The sequence below is a fragment of the Rhizobium esperanzae genome (genome assembly GCF_002204185.1).
GTDB lineage: Bacteria > Pseudomonadota > Alphaproteobacteria > Rhizobiales > Rhizobiaceae > Rhizobium > Rhizobium esperanzae.
This window is the reverse complement of the sequence record NZ_MXPU01000012.1, coordinates 92,890-107,478: the sequence shown is the minus strand read 5'-3', so window position 1 is coordinate 107,478 and position 14,589 is coordinate 92,890. Positions and strand designations below refer to the sequence as shown.

Sequence of the window (14,589 nt, the reverse complement as noted above, 5' to 3'; positions counted from 1 at the left end):
GGCTATCGTCCGCCGCGCCGGGGGGAGGGCCGAGTCGAGCCCGTAAGGCGCAGGGGGGAATAGCGGCTGTGGCTTTTCAGGCGGATTTTCAGCGAGATGGGATCGGGCTGCGTTCCGGCGGGCTCAAGATACTTCTGGTTGAAGATTCCCGAATGTTTTCCGCCGTGCTTTGCCATCGGTTCCAGACGGAACTTGGCCTTGCCGTAAAATCCTGCTCGTCGCTGAAAGCGCTTCGCAGGGAACTTGCCGAAGACGGTCACGGCTACACCATGGCAGTCGTCGATCTCAACCTGCCGGATTCGCCCTATGGCGAGGCCCTCGACTGCACGATCGAGCACGATATTCCAGCAATCGTCTTCACCGCCACGTTCGATCTCAATACGCGCAACAAGATCATGGAGCGCAATGTCATCGATTACGTGCTGAAGGACAATGAGTTCGCGCTCGACAATCTGGTCGCCACCGTCCGCCGTGCGATCTCCAACCGCAAGACGCGGGTGCTCGTCGTCGATGATGTCGTCTCGGTACGCCAGGTTCTCGTCGATCTCCTGAAGGCACAGCAATATCTGGTCGTCGAGGCAAGCTCGGGGCTAGAGGCGCTGGCGGCGCTCGAAGCCTATAGCGATATCGAACTCGTCGTCACCGATCATCACATGCCCGATATGAGCGGCTACGAGCTGACGCGGCGCATCCGCCATCGCTTCGGTTCGGACCGGTTGCGCGTCATCGGCGTCTCCTCCTCCAACGATCGTATGCTGTCCGCGAGTTTCCTCAAAGCCGGCGCCAGCGATTTCGTCTATCGGCCCTTCGTCGCCGAGGAGCTGCAATGCCGCATCGCCAACAATGCGGAAACACTGGCGCAGATGCGCCAGTTGAGGGCCGCTGCAGCCTGCGACTATCTCACCGGCCTCTATAACCGCCGCTATTTCTACGACAATGGCCCTAAGCTGGTGAACGAGTGCTTGCGGTTGAAAGTGCCGAGCTCGGTCGCCATTCTCGATATTGACCACTTCAAGCGGCTGAACGACACATACGGCCACGAGATCGGCGACAAGGTGTTGAAGGCGGTTGCAAACAGGCTGTTCACGATCTTCGAGGGCAGTGACAACCTGCTCTCCCGCCTCGGCGGCGAGGAGTTCGCTATCCTCTTCCCGCAGATGGATTCGGCCGCCGCCACCAAGCTCTGCGACGAGATCCGCTCGGATATTTCGCGGCTGAAGGTAACGGCCGACGACGAGGAACTCGGCGTCACCATCTCGATCGGGATTGCCGAAATCGGCAGTTACGAAACCTTCGAGAATTATCTCAACGCCGCCGACCAGTTCCTCTATATGGCGAAGCATCGCGGCCGTAACCAGGTCTATTCCGACGCCAGGATGACGGAAGAAGTGGCGCAGTAGGGCTGCTTTCAGCCTCTCGCCAATGGCCGCCCCTCACACTAACCCTCTCCCCGTTTAAACGGGCGAGGGGACATGCCGAATGCAGCGTTGAGGTTGAGGAAGCCGGTGCGGCATATCCCCTTCGCCCCGCAAGCGGGGGTCCGAAGGACGGGTCGAGACCAGTGGCTCGACCCCGGTCGGTGCCGGCAGGCGAATGCAAGAGGCCGGCACGGCCGTTAGTATCATTCGGCGACCGTCCGATGCCTCAAGCCGCAACCGCCTGCCTTGCCGTCGCCATGGTCATCTTGCGCTCGGCGCGTTCCTGCTGCGGCGAGCGGTGGTAAAGTTCGCGATAACACTTGGAGAAATGCGAGGCCGAGACGAAGCCGCAGGCGACGGCGACCTCGACGACGGGCATCGAGGACTGCACCAGCAGGTGGCGCGCGCGGTCAAGGCGAATTTCCAGATAGTAGCGGGCCGGCGAACGGCCCATCTCCTGGCGGAACAGCCGTTCGATCTGGCGACGGGAGAGCCCGGCGCCATCGGCGATCTCGATCAGCGACAGCGGCTCGGCAAGATTGCCTTCCATCAACTCGATGATCGACAGGACCTTGGCGTTCTGCACGCCGAGGCGGGCGCGCAGCGGCAGGCGCTGGCGGTCGTGCGGATTGCGCACGCGGTCAGTCAGGTGCTGCTCGCAGATGCGGTTGACGAGGCTTTCGCCGAAATCCTCGCCGATCAGGTTCAGCATCATATCGAGCGAGGCGGTGCCGCCGGCGCAGGTATAGAGGTTGCCGTCAACCTCGTAGAGGTCGGCATAGACCTCCGCCTGCGGGAAGGCTTCGGAAAAGCCGGGCAGGTTCTCCCAGTGGATGGCGCAGCGCTTGCCGTTCAGAAGACCGGCCTGCGCAAGCACATGCGCGCCCGTACAGAGGCTGCCGACGGCGACGCCGCGATTGTAGCATTCACGCAGCCAGGCATTGACGGATTTGTTGTTGAACTCCTCGATATCGATGCCGGAACAGACGAGCACCATGCCGGGGCGGTTTTCGCCGCCGAGATGCCGGCGCTCCTCGGCGAGCGAGGAGTTTGCCTCGATGCCGATGCCGCAGGAGGAATAGACCTTCTCTCCGTCGACCGAGGCGAGCCGCCAGGTATAGGCCTGATAGCCGAGCATGCGGTTGGCGATGCGCAAGGTGTCCACCGCTGCCGAAAAGGGCAGCATGGTGAATTGCGGTACCATAAAGAAGACCAGTGAGCGCTTCTTGATCTGCATCCTGTTCATAGCGAAATCCATGCTCGAGGGGCGATGACATATTCGTTGCGCGGAATGCGTCGCGCCGATGTCCTAAAAGCGACAGTGGCATGGAAAAATGCGGCCGGGAAGAGCAAATATGCGACATTGACCGGAATTTGACCGGTCATATCGCCGGTTGGGGCAGAAAACAGGCTTATAGGCGGCTGAAATTCGGGACTGAAGACGGCTGGGAACGACACGGCGAGCACGAAAAAGGCGGCGTTGCGCGAGGCAGACGCCGCCCTCATCTCAGGAGGAATGTCGCATTCATTACATGGTCCGGTGTTTGCTGTCGTCGGTGCTCGGCCAGCCGATATCCTTGCGGACGTCAAACGGCATGGCTTCAATTTCACGGGCGGTCCGCCAGCGCGTCCAGGCAAGCACGAGCTTGTGGGCGTAGTGGCCCAGATCGAAGCGGCCTTCGCCGGAGGTGAGGGTCTTGCCACCACCCCGATAGGTGAGGGTAGTCATTATCCAGTTCCTTTCTCGAGCCGGGACATGGTGGCGATGGGAGGTTCGTCCATGTCCATGCTGTCAATATGGGCTTCGCGGACCCATCATTCAAACGAATAGAGCTTATGGATAGCATCAACGATATTGAATGATCTCGGGGTTTTCCGACAACGGCCTCATGGGTCCCACCCGTCGAAAATAGAGGACAGCTGGCGACCTTACCAAGCGGTATGCGCCATACTGCAGGTGCATAAGATGATCGACTGGTGGGGTAGCGACCTCGCAACGACGCTCGGCATCGACAAGGAAAAGATCCATCTGATGTCGCCGTTCGTCGGCGGCGGGTGGCGCAAGCTTTTCTTGCGGGCCGACGCTGTTCTGCCGCTTTCGGTGCCAAGGCCGTCGCTTGATTGACGCTCATGACGTACCCCGGGTCGAGGTGGAAATCGGCGAGTCGCTGTCATGGACGTCGACACCGTCGAGGAGTTGCACGCCGCGGGAGGGGTTCTCCTCGTTCGAAGGATAACGGACCGCCAGCCCCTGTGGCCAGATGGCTTGGAACCAACTCCGCTCCCCATCGTTGGCGCTTGGTAACTGCTAATGATGCAAAAGGAGGAAACAATGATTTCCGCAGATCAGATCCGTGAACATATGGAAGTGCGGGCTGCCGATGGCGCTCACGTCGGAACGGTGGATCAGCTTGACGGGCCGACCCGCATCAAGCTGACGAAAACCGACTCGGAGGACGGCAAGCATCATCTGATTCCGCTTGATTGGGTCGATCACGTCGACGCCCATGTTCACCTGTCGAAGAGTGCCCGGGATGTCCGCAGCCAGTGGGCCACCATCAATTAAGGAGTGAGAGGCTGCGCTCAGGCCGCGGCCTCGTCCCGCAAGGGGCCTCCAATCCTCGTCCGGATGAGAGGAGATCGAAATGCCAGCCAAATCCAAGGCCCAGCAGAAGGCGGCAGGTGCCGCACTTTCGGCCAAACGCGGAGAGACGCCCAAGAAGGAACTCAGGGGCGCTTCGAAGCAGATGGAAGAATCCATGAGTGAAAAACAGCTGGAGGAATTCGCGTCGACCAAGACCAAGGGCAAACCCGAGCATGTCTCGAAATGATCGCGTAAGAACCCGCGAGACCTATGTCGAGGTCGAAAGCATGGAAAATCCCGCAACATGATGGGCCTCTGAAAGGGCATCGAAAATCGCGCGGGCGGAACCGTCACGGTCTTTGGCCATCCAGCGCAGTTCGAACGTGACACCAGGGCGGCCCTCGCTGGTCTGCCCAAACGAAACGAAGTGGGCAGTGCAACCCAGCGGTCCAAGCACCTCAGACAGCTCCGGCAAGTCGGCTTCGGTGCCGTGAATAACGAGTGTTGCCTTCTGTTCGCAACGCAGCCATAGATCCAGCTGCTTCATCGGCGATAAGACGATGAAGGCGACGGCGGTCGCCACCGTCCCGGTTAGGATCTGGCCGCCGCCGAAGCAGAGACCGACGACGGTCATGAACCACATAGTCGCGGCCGTGGTGACGCCGGTCATCGTGTCGCCACGTCTCAGAATCGCGCCGCCGCCGATGAAGCCGACGCCCGTCAGTACGCCCAGGGGAAAGCGCAGCACGTCCATCTGCGTGAAATAACTAAAGGTTTTTCCGTAGGTCGATAGAAGGAGGTTTGCCTGGATCATCGCCAGGCAGGCGGCAAGAGCCACCAGGATCGTGGTCCTGAAGCCCGCCGGGTGACCACCGCGCTCGCGATCGAGGCCGATGAGGCCGCCCGCGACCACCGTCAGTATGATCCTTAGGGCGATCTCCCACCAGCTTGGCGTCAGCGGCATCGCATCCGTCAGGAATGAAAGCATAGTCTGATCCTGACTGTGTTGCCGCTCTTTCGCTGCCGGCCGGGCATTCGTTCCTCCGCTACAGTGCATCCGGATGAGATAAACGCAATGTCGGCCAGGACGTTCCCGGAGCCTCGGGACTGCAGACGTTTGCAACAGGGCAAGATTGGCGGTTTGTCGGCGGTCGGTGTATGGTTCCGGACTGGGACAATTCCCACTGACCACAAGAGTTCGTAGCGTCTAAAACGGAGTCATTGATTGGCCGTTGCCTTCACCAAGGAAGAGAGTTTCGAAACCGCTTCGGAAACCCTGTTGCCGGACCGGCCAATTTCGCCGCATCCCAACCTCGTCACGGAAGCGGGATTGAGGGCTCTCGAACTGCAGTTTCAGCAGGCGCGCGCGGCCTATGATGCGACGAGCACCATCGAAGACGTAAACGAACGGCGGCGCCAGGCTGCCAATCCTTTACGTGATCTCCGATACTTATCGGCCAGACTTCGCACGGCGCAGCTCATGCCTGACCCACCGTCAGCCGACGTGGTTGCCTTTGGTAATACGGTCACTTTCAGCCGCGACGACGGCCGCGTGCAGACTTATCGGCTCGTCGGAGAAGACGAAGCAGATCCCAAGGCGGGATCGATTTCCTACGTCTCTCCCGTGGCGCGGCTGCTGATGGGCAAGGCTGTCGGCGATGTGGTGGAGACAGGCGGCCAGGAGCTGGAGGTTATCGCCATTTCCTAGAGAAGATCGTCAAAATTTGCCGAGTTCGGAACGCTGAGATTACTATCATGAAAATGGTACCGTATGGTACTTTATTTATCGAATGTTTACTGGCCCTGGGCTAGAGGGTGACATTCCGTCACCGAAGGTCATGTTCATGGTCAGCCCAATTTCCAGTTCTGCATCCACCATCTTGAGTTCAGCCGCTTCGACCTCGTCTTCCGGTTCATCTGATCAGCTTGCCTCTCTTGAGGCGCAACTTGCCGAAAAGCAGGCAGCCCTATCGCAGACGCAAGACGAGCAGGAAAAGGCGACGATCGAAAAATCGATCGAGACATTGGAAGCCAAGATTGCCAAGCTCGAATCCAGCGAGAGCAGCCAAACTCAGTCGTCTGCCGCATCAAAGCCCGTCGGCGAAGCTCCGAAAGAGCTTTCGGGCGAAAGCCAGCGTATCGGCACCAAGAATTTTGACGAGACCAGCGGGTTCGGCTGCCGCACGGCCTATGTGTGATCGCTCAACCGACTAAATCCCTCTGCCGGGGCGGAGCCCGGAGAAGAGGCATGCCTGACGGCAATTAAAGACGGCGCTTCGCCACGGCGACGACTTCGCGCGTCAACTCCGCTAGGCGGTCGGCGGCGAGGCGGTTTATCTGCCAGTAGAGCGGGACGTCCAGTGGCGTGTCGGCAACAAGTTCGACGAGCCGCCCCGATGCGAGATGAGCGCGGGTGAGCTGGGTCGGGTTCATTCCCCATCCCATGCCGGAAAGAGTGGCTTCGACGAAGCTTTGCGGCGAGGGCAGCCAATGTGTGGGGTAGTCCAGATCTTGGCCAAAGGTTTGCCTTACCCAACTGCTCTGAAGCCTGTCCTTTTGATTGAAGGTCAGGGCCGGAGCGTTGCGGATCGCCTCCGATGTCACGCCGGCCGGGAAGTGGCGGGCGACAAAGCCGGGTGTCGCGGTGGCATTGTAACGGAGAGTTCCAAGGGCGAAGCGCCGGCATCCCCGGATCGGCTTCTCCAGACTGGTGACGGCTGCGATCACCCGTCCGCGCTGCAGCCATTCGGCGGTGTGATCCTGGTCGTCGACGGCGACATTCAACAGATAGGACGAGGTTTTGGAGAAATTCGACATGGCCTCCACGAACCATGTGCCGAGGCTGTCGGCGTTGGTCGCGATCTGAAGCGTGACCCTTTGGCGTGGCTCGTCTGGATCGACGAGAGCCGGCAACTGCCCGAAAAGCTCGGCCTCCAGCATGCCGACATTCTCGACGTGACGACAGAGCCATTCTCCTTTTTCGGTCGCCGTACAGGGGGTGCCTCTGGCGATCAGGATGACGCCGAGGCGTTCTTCGAGCTGCTTCACCCGTTGCGAGACCGCCGAAGGCGTCACGTTCAACACGGTCGCCGCCCTTTCGAAGCTGCCGGTCTGGACGACGGTTGCAACGGCGCGAAGTGCGGGATAGTCGAGCATGGATTAATATCGCTTAATCAGGATGAGATAGATTAATTAGACTAATCTAACTTGAGGCGATACCGCAACTCCATCGAAGTTGAGAGCGGTTGCCGAAACGATGAATTTTTCGATTTATGTCACGGGCCTGATGATGGGCCTCAGCCTGATCGTCGCAATCGGCGCGCAGAACGCCTTCATCCTTCGCCAGGGCTTACGCAATGAACATGTTTTCGCCGTCTGCCTCACCTGCGCCTTATCCGACGCCGTACTGATCATGCTCGGTGTGACCAGCCTCCAGCAGATCGCCGGATTGCTTCCCTGGCTCAATCCGGTCATGCGCTACGGGGGAGCCGCGTTTCTGGCCTGGTACGGAGCCAAGAGCCTTTATTCCGCCTTACGGTCGTCCGCTGTGCTCACAGCGGCGGAAGCCGAAACGACAAGCTTTTCCCGGACGCTTGCGACCTGCCTCGCACTGACCTGGCTCAATCCGCATGTCTATCTCGACACGGTCGTGCTGCTCGGCACGATATCGACGCGCTATCCGGGACAGCAGGCTTCCTTTGCGGCAGGCGCCGTGACCGGCTCCTTCCTGTTCTTCTTTGCGCTCGGATATGGCGCGACGTGGCTGCGGCCGATCTTCTCCAGGCCGGCCTCCTGGCGGATGCTCGAGACGCTCGTCGCTGCGACGATGTGGTTTATAGCCTTCAAGCTAATAGGCAGGATGTAAGCCGATGGCCGTGAGGCCATCAGCCTAGCCCTGTGTCGCCGAGTTCGAACGGCAATGCCGTCAGAAGACCTGATTGCCCTGATCCGAGCCAAAGATCGGATTATGCACGCGATTCCACGATCCTCAGAACCCGCTTCGGTCGAGCTGCCGCGTTGAGGAGCGGCAACTCCATTTCACGCTGGCAATCAGCCAGCAGGTGCGACGGAAATCGCTTCAACTCCCGCAGCGCATGTTCGTGGTTCGCATCCCTGCGCCGTCTCGACTTGAATGCGGAAACGGCCTGTAGGATATTCCAGCTGCTTGATTGCGCCATGTCCGGTCTCCTTCGCTGCATCAGTTCCAATACGCAGACTATGAGGAGCGATTGACATTCAATCAAACAAAATGATATGGGGTTAAAGATCAGAAAAATTGAAAGATGCGACGATGAGCCTTCCCTTTCGCCGTCCCATTCCTTTGCTTGACAACGATGTGCTGCGCACCTTCGTCGCCATTGCCGAGACGGGCAATTTTTCCACCGCCGCCGAAGCGGTGTTCCGCACGCCATCGGCGGTTTCCATGCAGATCAAGAAGCTCGAGGAGCAACTCGGCGCGACGCTATTTTTACGCGATGCCCGCTCGGTGACGCTGACGCGCCATGGCGAAATGCTGCTTTCCTACGCTCGCAACATCCTGGCGCTGTCGAACGAGGCGGTGTCGCGCTTCATCATGCCGGAATTGACCGGTGTCGTCAGGCTCGGCGCACCGGAGGATATCGGCGAGCGGCTGCTGCCGAGAATCCTCAAGAGTTTTGCCGAAAGTTATCCCGGCATCATGGTCGACGTGACGATCGACATGAGCGTCGGGCTGAAGAAGCGCATGGAGGAGCAGCGGCTCGACCTGGCGCTGATCAACTGCGCGACTCGGCCGTTTCCGACCGGTGGCGAAGTGGTGTTCCGCGAGCGGCTGGTCTGGGCCGGCGCAAGGTGCGGCTCGGCGCATCGGCGCGATCCCCTGCCGATTTCGATCTGGGAGGATGGCTGCATCTGGCGGCAGGAGGCACTTGCCCAGCTCGAACGCAACAAACGGCCTTATCGCGTCGCCTATCTCAGCGGCCATACGATGGCGCAACGCGCCGCCGTGCTCTCCGATCTCGCCATCGCGCCGCTGCCGCTCTCCTATATCAGCGAGGACATGACCATCCTCGGCCTGCAGGAAGGACTGCCGGAGCTCGGCTCCTTCGATATCCGCCTGCTGACCGCCTCGCAAATGTCGGGACCGATCGAGACGGTAGCCGACAGCATCCGCAGTGCTTTTGCCGAAAGAGCGAAGGCCGTCGCCGCCTGAGGACGTCTTTCTCCCGCTGAACCTTTTGTTCCCTTGTGCGTTATCGGCGCGGATGGCATGAGTGCCGTTCGGGGTTGATTTCAAACAAGGATATTCGAAATGACGACAACGGCCAAAATTGCCGCAGCCTTCATGGTTCTTCTTGCTCTTTCCTCCTGCGGCAACACAATCCGCGGCATGGGAAAAGACACGGCGAACGCCGTCAACGCCACCCAGGATGCCGGCCGCTCGGTCGACCGGGCTGCGAGGAAGTAATCGGCCGACCGCTTTGCCGGATTGAACAGGCTATCCGAGGCCGGATCAAGGCACCGGAGGATACGCCTTTTCGAGACCGCCGGATCGGCTCAGACCGGTCCGGAAGGCTTGGTAGGCGGGATGCTGGCTTGATCGGGCGGTTTCCGTCAGCCGTATCTGCAGGCGATGCGGCGCCCGGGTCCCGAGCCACAGTCCAAGATTTTCGAGCTTCAGCGAGTTCAGGAAGCGCGATTCCGCGGCATGATCGAGATGGCGTCGCAGGCCGTCGAGCAGGTTGTCGTCCTGGGCGGCGTTTTCCATGAGCAAGGCCAGATATGACCTGTCCGTTTCCGACAGCGCGGCGAGCTTTTCCGCAACGGTATCGCGGTCGGGGAAGGGAACGTTGCCTGTCATTCGAATCGTCCGGTCGTTGGTGTCATCTGCCGTTATAAGCTCGCTTTGACTTTTTCGGCTACATCGGCCGGCACCCATTTCATCCATAGGTTCTCGTAATTGCGCAGAAAATAGATAGCGGCATCCTCGTTGCTTTTGCGATTTTCATCCTGCCAGGCGAGCACCTGGTTAATCGTCTCATTGTCCCATTTTCGGGTCCTGAGATAGGTCGTGACAGGTCCGGCGCGGCTGGCGAAGGATCTGGTCATCAGCGTGAAGGCGCGCGAGACCGGATAGGAATTGAGTTCAGGCCTGATACAGCCGACAACCGCAGTGCACCGGTCCCATTCTGCCTTGTTGTGACTGACGCCGAAGCTCAGCCGCGTCATGTCGTATTTGCCGAGGATAGCGGTCGGCGCCCAGTAATAACCGAGCCAGCCGATCTTGTTGTCGAAAGCCCGGGCGATCGAGGCGTCGAGCCGCTGGGGACTGCCGGTCTCGACGAGTTCGAAGCCTTTTTTGTCGGCGGCGAGGGCCTTGAAGAGGTTGGTGGTCGATACCTGGCAGCTCCAGTCGGCGGGACAGTTGTAAACCGCGCCTTTCGACGGATCATCCTCGGCTGGAAAGAGCTCGGGGTGCTTCAGCGCATCCTCGACCGAGCGAATATCGGGATTGGCGTCGGCAATGAATTTCGGGATAAACCAACCCTCGACCGCGCCATCGGCGAGTATCTCGGCGCCCTGCACCAGCCGGCCGGTGTTGACGGCCTGATCGAGCAGCGCCCTGACGGAATTGATCCAGTATTCCGAAGCGATATCGGGGGTGCCTTTCTCGTTCATCGAGGCGAAGGTCGGAAGGGTGTCACCGTCGACGATGGTGACGGAGCAGCCATAGCCCTTTTCCAGGATGATCTTGTCGAAGTTTGCCGCAATGCCGGCCGAGGCCCATTTCATCTCGGCGATCGAAACTTTGCCGCATTCGGCGGCTTCGGCCGGCGCGGTCGCGCTAAAAAGAGCCGCGGCAAAGACGGCAGAAATCAAAAGCGTCTTCATCGTCTTCCCCGAATTGTTCTTAGGCAACGTGCTGCCGGGATTCACCTGGCGGCGATGCCGCAACCGGCGTTTCCCGTTCACGGGCGCCGTCCTACCGGCTCCGGCAACCCGTCGCAGACCAAAATTTGGCAATGGCGTATTTTTTTGAAGCCTACGCGTTCGCTCGCAGAAATCAACCGTCTTCTGCTAGTGGTTGCGGTACTAAATTATTGAATTCGAAGAATATAGTTCGTAGCTGAAATTTCCCCGGATCGAAAATGGACGCTGTTTGCGAACGCCGGCGCAATGGTGGCGGAAATTCCGCCGGGCAGATCAAAAAAAGTCAAAATTAACGTTTGCGTAAGCCTTCAATAACTCTCCGGTAAGAATGTGCCGTTATCTGTTGGGGCGTGGCGGCAACGACCGCTGCTTCTCCGGTTCAGGTAGTGCGTGCCGGAGAAAGCGAGCTTCGCCGTGTAGGGGCGAAGACGCCTGAGTTTTCGGCAAACCGCGCAGAGCCAAGGCCATGCGCGGTTTTCGCGCTTTCGCGAGAATATCCGAAGTCTTGACCCGGGATCGGCGGCCATTGTAGGCCTCCGGCTAGTTGCATCGGCCCGAAAATCCGAACCGATTTTCGGAAGCGCGGTGCCTTAGGGAAAGGCGGCCGCCATGGCAAGAGCGATCATGCTGCAGGGTACCGGCTCGGATGTCGGCAAGACGGTATTGGTGGCGGGTCTCTGCCGGCTGGCGGCCAATGCCGGGCTCACCGTGCGGCCGTTCAAGCCGCAGAATATGTCGAACAACGCGGCGGTCGCCGATGACAGCGGCGAGATCGGCCGGGCGCAATGGCTGCAGTCGCTCGCCGCCCGCACCCCGTCCTCGGTTCATATGAACCCGGTGCTGCTCAAGCCGCAATCGGAAAGCGGCAGCCAGATCATCGTGCAGGGCAGGGTATTCGGACAGGCGAAGGGGCGGGATTATCAGCGGCTGAAGCCGCAACTGCTCGGCGCCGTGCTCGAAAGCTTCGAAAAGGTGTCTGCCGGCGCTGACCTCATCATCGTCGAGGGTGCCGGCTCGCCGGCCGAAATCAATCTCAGGGCCGGCGACATCGCCAATATGGGCTTTGCGACGAAAGCGGGCGTGCCCGTCGTGCTCGTCGGCGATATCGACCGCGGCGGCGTCATCGCCTCGCTGGTCGGCACGCAGGCGATCCTCGACGAGGGCGATCGAGCGATGATCGCGGGCTATCTCATCAACAAATTTCGCGGCGACATCTCGCTGTTCGACGACGGTATCCGCGCCATCGAAGGCTTCACTGGCTGGCCCTGCTTCGGCGTCGTGCCGTGGCTGCAGGCTGCCGCGCGTCTGCCGGCCGAAGATTCGGTCGTGCTCGAGCGGCTAGCGAGGGGCGGTGCCGGGGCGCTGAAGATCGCCGTGCCGGTGCTGCCGCGCATCGCCAATTTCGACGACCTCGATCCTCTGAGGGCGGAGGCGGATGTCGAGCTGGTCTTCGTGCGCTCAGGCGAGCGGCTGCCTGCCGATGCGAGCCTGGTCATTCTTCCAGGGTCGAAATCGACGATAGCGGACCTCGCCGATTTCAGAGTTCAAGGCTGGGACCGCGATCTTGCGGCACATGTTCGGCGCGGCGGGCGGGTGATCGGCATCTGCGGCGGCTATCAAATGCTCGGTCGCATGGTGCATGACCCGCGCGGTATCGAGGGCGGCACGTACGAGACGCCGGGGCTCGGGCTTCTCGACGTCGAAACCGAGATGGCGCCGGAGAAGATCGTGCGCAACAGCCATGCCCGTTCGACCGAATATGACGCGTCGCTTTCCGGCTACCAGATCCATCTCGGCATCACCCGCGGCCCGGATTGTGTCCGGCCTTCCGCGATCGTCGACGGGGCGCCCGACGGAGCGGTGTCGGCGAATGGGCGGATCATGGGCACCTATCTGCATGGGCTCTTCGGAAGCGATGCCTATCGCGCCCGGCTACTCGAAAGCTTCGGGCTTTCCGGCGGACAGGGGAACTACCGTGAGAGCGTGGAGCGGGCGCTTGATGAGGTTGCCGGGGAACTGGAGCGCTGCCTGGATGCGCGGTGGTTGGGTGAATTGCTGGAGGTCGGGAGAATTTACTGAGCGCAAGGGCAGTGAAGAGTTGCCGTGTGGCCCTCTCATCCGACCCTTCGGGCCACCGACCGGGGTTGAGCCACGGGTCTCAACCCGTCCTTCGGACCCCCGCTGGGGAGAAGAGGGGAGCAAGCCGCCGACCATTGTTTTCCTACCGTAATGGTCTCAAATGGGAGCGAGGCGCTGCCCCGAGCCCCTTCTCCCCCGCGGGGAGAAGATGCCGGCAGGCAGATGAGGGGGCCACACGGCGCATACCTATCTGTATTCTCTATTACATAATTCGCGCGGGAGTAGTATCGCAATGCGAAGCGGGCTAATAAGTAGTGTGTGCGGCTAGGCCCTTTCGGCGCCTGTCCTGTTGTTCCCGGCACCGGCCTCGATGGTGACGCCCATTCCAGGTTTCCCATCCTCATGCGGAGGTTTCCAAAATTAAAGATCATATCCAGTGGGTTATAGAGCAGGGAATCACCAGCGAGCATATCGGCGATCTCGTCGCCGGCCTGTGTGAACGGCTGATCGCGGACGGGTTTCCGATCTGGCGCGCAAGCATCCGCATGCCGTCCCTACATCCGATGTATCGCGGCATCGCGGCCAATTTCATGCGGGGCGGTGAGACTGTTCTCGAGAATGCGGAGCACGGCAGCGAGACCGAGCGCAACTTTGAGAAGACGCCGATATTCTATCTTCTGAACCGCGGTGAGAAGACGGGGCGGTGGAACCTGGCGAAAGGCGAGGGTCTCCACTATGGCGAGCTCTACGAATTTGCGCTTGCGGGTGGCACGGACCATGTGGTCAATCTTTTCGAGTTCCCGAAGGAAGTCGCGCTGCGCGGGCTCGGTTTCTCTCTAACGAGCGATTCTCCGGGCGGATTTTCAGATGATCAACTGGCGATCATCGATGAACTGTTCCCAGCGCTGGGGCTTGCCGCTTACCGTGTCGCGGTTTCCAAGACCGCGACCGATATCCTCGCCGTCTATACCGGCGCCAGGACGAGCGCGCGCATCCTTGCCGGTGAAACCCGCAGGGGAATGGGCGGCTCCATCGATGCCGCCATCCTGCTTGCCGACCTCCGCAACTTCACGGCGCTGACCGAGGCCTATCAGCCGGGGGAGATCGTCGGCTTTCTCAACGAGCACTTCGAACTGATCGACCGGCACGTCGAGGAAAATTCCGGCGAGATCCTCAAGTTCATGGGCGATAGCGTGCTGGCAATCTTTCCGACGGACACCGAGGATCCGCAAATGGCTTGCAAAGCCGCATTGACTTCGGCGCAGAACCTGCTGAGAGCAAACGAGGAGCTCAATCGCGAACGGACGCTGAATGGTGGCCCCGATATCGGGATTGATGTCGTCTTGCATCTCGGCGAGGTTTTTTACGGAAATGTCGGTGCCCAAGGCCGGCTGGACTTCACCGTGATCGGCAGGGCCGTCAACGAGGCTTCGCGGCTTGAAAAGCTGTGCGGAGCGCTTGAGCAGCCGCTGCTGCTGTCGGAGAGCTTCGCAGCGACCTGCGCCGTGCCCTGCGACTATCTCGGGTCTTTCGAGCTGCGTGGCGTTTCCAAGAGAGTCGACGTCTTCAGGCTTGCCGGCGCCGCTTCTTAAGGCTCGC

At 60.3% G+C, this 14,589-nt stretch carries 18 protein-coding genes; 11 read left to right on the top strand and 7 right to left on the bottom strand.

The genetic code is table 11. From position 1 onward, the window contains the following. Positions 1 to 68 precede the first annotated feature (68 nt). Entirely contained in the window at positions 69 to 1,400 is a 1,332-nt protein-coding gene (locus B5E41_RS18725; RefSeq protein ID WP_088395593.1) for a GGDEF domain-containing response regulator, read from the top strand. 244 nt (positions 1,401 to 1,644) lie between these two features. Here the strand turns inward: B5E41_RS18725 and B5E41_RS18720 are convergent, their stop codons facing one another. Together B5E41_RS18720 and B5E41_RS18715 are read right to left on the bottom strand one after the other, a co-directional pair. Then, positions 1,645 to 2,664 carry a GlxA family transcriptional regulator gene (locus tag B5E41_RS18720; protein WP_041678677.1) on the bottom strand — a complete coding sequence of 340 codons (1,020 nt, stop codon included), beginning with the start codon at positions 2,662 to 2,664 and terminating at the stop codon, positions 1,645 to 1,647. Positions 2,665 to 2,946: 282 nt separating this feature from the next. Further along, complete coding sequence (locus tag B5E41_RS18715; protein WP_064803254.1) at positions 2,947 to 3,147, bottom strand: hypothetical protein; 201 nt, start codon at positions 3,145 to 3,147, stop codon at positions 2,947 to 2,949. A 237-nt stretch (positions 3,148 to 3,384) separates the two neighbouring features. On the opposite strand from B5E41_RS18715, the gene B5E41_RS31780 reads away from it, so the two are divergent. From B5E41_RS31780 to B5E41_RS18705, 3 genes are all read left to right on the top strand, one after another. Next, positions 3,385 to 3,543, top strand: coding sequence for a hypothetical protein (locus tag B5E41_RS31780; RefSeq protein WP_176439433.1), 159 nt, complete (start codon positions 3,385 to 3,387; stop codon positions 3,541 to 3,543). Positions 3,544 to 3,750: 207 nt separating this feature from the next. Continuing rightward, the gene (locus B5E41_RS18710) at positions 3,751 to 3,984 is read left to right on the top strand and encodes a DUF2171 domain-containing protein (protein WP_064803238.1); all 234 of its coding nucleotides are present in this window, start codon (positions 3,751 to 3,753) and stop codon (positions 3,982 to 3,984) included. A gap of 79 nt (positions 3,985 to 4,063) precedes the next feature. Next, positions 4,064 to 4,249, top strand: a complete 186-nt coding sequence (locus tag B5E41_RS18705; protein ID WP_020921551.1) for a DUF3008 family protein — start codon at positions 4,064 to 4,066, stop codon at positions 4,247 to 4,249. Positions 4,250 to 4,270: 21 nt separating this feature from the next. Here the strand turns inward: B5E41_RS18705 and B5E41_RS18700 are convergent, their stop codons facing one another. Continuing rightward, the gene (locus B5E41_RS18700) at positions 4,271 to 4,990 is read right to left on the bottom strand and encodes an MgtC/SapB family protein (RefSeq protein WP_088395592.1); all 720 of its coding nucleotides are present in this window, start codon (positions 4,988 to 4,990) and stop codon (positions 4,271 to 4,273) included. A gap of 237 nt (positions 4,991 to 5,227) precedes the next feature. Between B5E41_RS18700 and greA the strand changes: the two genes are divergently transcribed. Both greA and B5E41_RS18690 read left to right on the top strand, forming a co-directional pair. Then, positions 5,228 to 5,710, top strand: a complete 483-nt coding sequence (greA, locus tag B5E41_RS18695; protein ID WP_085859744.1) for a transcription elongation factor GreA — start codon at positions 5,228 to 5,230, stop codon at positions 5,708 to 5,710. A 130-nt stretch (positions 5,711 to 5,840) separates the two neighbouring features. Beyond that, positions 5,841 to 6,200 carry a hypothetical protein gene (locus B5E41_RS18690; RefSeq protein WP_085859743.1) on the top strand — a complete coding sequence of 120 codons (360 nt, stop codon included), beginning with the start codon at positions 5,841 to 5,843 and terminating at the stop codon, positions 6,198 to 6,200. Positions 6,201 to 6,264: 64 nt separating this feature from the next. Here the strand turns inward: B5E41_RS18690 and B5E41_RS18685 are convergent, their stop codons facing one another. Further along, on the bottom strand, positions 6,265 to 7,158 hold the full coding sequence (locus B5E41_RS18685; protein ID WP_088395591.1) for a LysR family transcriptional regulator ArgP: 894 nt from the start codon (positions 7,156 to 7,158) through the stop codon (positions 6,265 to 6,267). Between the two features lie 100 nt (positions 7,159 to 7,258). On the opposite strand from B5E41_RS18685, the gene B5E41_RS18680 reads away from it, so the two are divergent. Then, positions 7,259 to 7,867 (top strand): LysE/ArgO family amino acid transporter, encoded by a 609-nt coding sequence (locus B5E41_RS18680; RefSeq protein WP_085859741.1) that lies wholly within the window; start codon positions 7,259 to 7,261, stop codon positions 7,865 to 7,867. A 100-nt stretch (positions 7,868 to 7,967) separates the two neighbouring features. Here B5E41_RS18680 and B5E41_RS18675 read toward each other — a convergent pair whose 3' ends face one another. Then, complete coding sequence (locus B5E41_RS18675) at positions 7,968 to 8,180, bottom strand: hypothetical protein (RefSeq protein WP_085859740.1); 213 nt, start codon at positions 8,178 to 8,180, stop codon at positions 7,968 to 7,970. Between the two features lie 113 nt (positions 8,181 to 8,293). Between B5E41_RS18675 and B5E41_RS18670 the strand changes: the two genes are divergently transcribed. Further along, complete coding sequence (locus B5E41_RS18670; protein WP_088395590.1) at positions 8,294 to 9,193, top strand: LysR family transcriptional regulator; 900 nt, start codon at positions 8,294 to 8,296, stop codon at positions 9,191 to 9,193. Between the two features lie 99 nt (positions 9,194 to 9,292). Further along, positions 9,293 to 9,448 (top strand): entericidin domain-containing protein, encoded by a 156-nt coding sequence (locus B5E41_RS18665; RefSeq protein WP_011425752.1) that lies wholly within the window; start codon positions 9,293 to 9,295, stop codon positions 9,446 to 9,448. Between the two features lie 45 nt (positions 9,449 to 9,493). Here the strand turns inward: B5E41_RS18665 and B5E41_RS18660 are convergent, their stop codons facing one another. Together B5E41_RS18660 and B5E41_RS18655 are read right to left on the bottom strand one after the other, a co-directional pair. Next, entirely contained in the window at positions 9,494 to 9,841 is a 348-nt protein-coding gene (locus B5E41_RS18660) for a hypothetical protein (protein ID WP_088395589.1), read from the bottom strand. 32 nt (positions 9,842 to 9,873) lie between these two features. Continuing rightward, positions 9,874 to 10,872: a glycine betaine ABC transporter substrate-binding protein gene (locus tag B5E41_RS18655; RefSeq protein ID WP_088395588.1), complete on the bottom strand. Its 999-nt coding sequence runs from the start codon at positions 10,870 to 10,872 to the stop codon at positions 9,874 to 9,876. A 648-nt stretch (positions 10,873 to 11,520) separates the two neighbouring features. On the opposite strand from B5E41_RS18655, the gene B5E41_RS18650 reads away from it, so the two are divergent. Next, positions 11,521 to 12,990 (top strand): cobyric acid synthase, encoded by a 1,470-nt coding sequence (locus B5E41_RS18650; protein ID WP_088395587.1) that lies wholly within the window; start codon positions 11,521 to 11,523, stop codon positions 12,988 to 12,990. A 419-nt stretch (positions 12,991 to 13,409) separates the two neighbouring features. Beyond that, positions 13,410 to 14,582, top strand: coding sequence for an adenylate/guanylate cyclase domain-containing protein (locus B5E41_RS18645; RefSeq protein ID WP_342588081.1), 1,173 nt, complete (start codon positions 13,410 to 13,412; stop codon positions 14,580 to 14,582). Positions 14,583 to 14,589 lie beyond the last annotated feature (7 nt).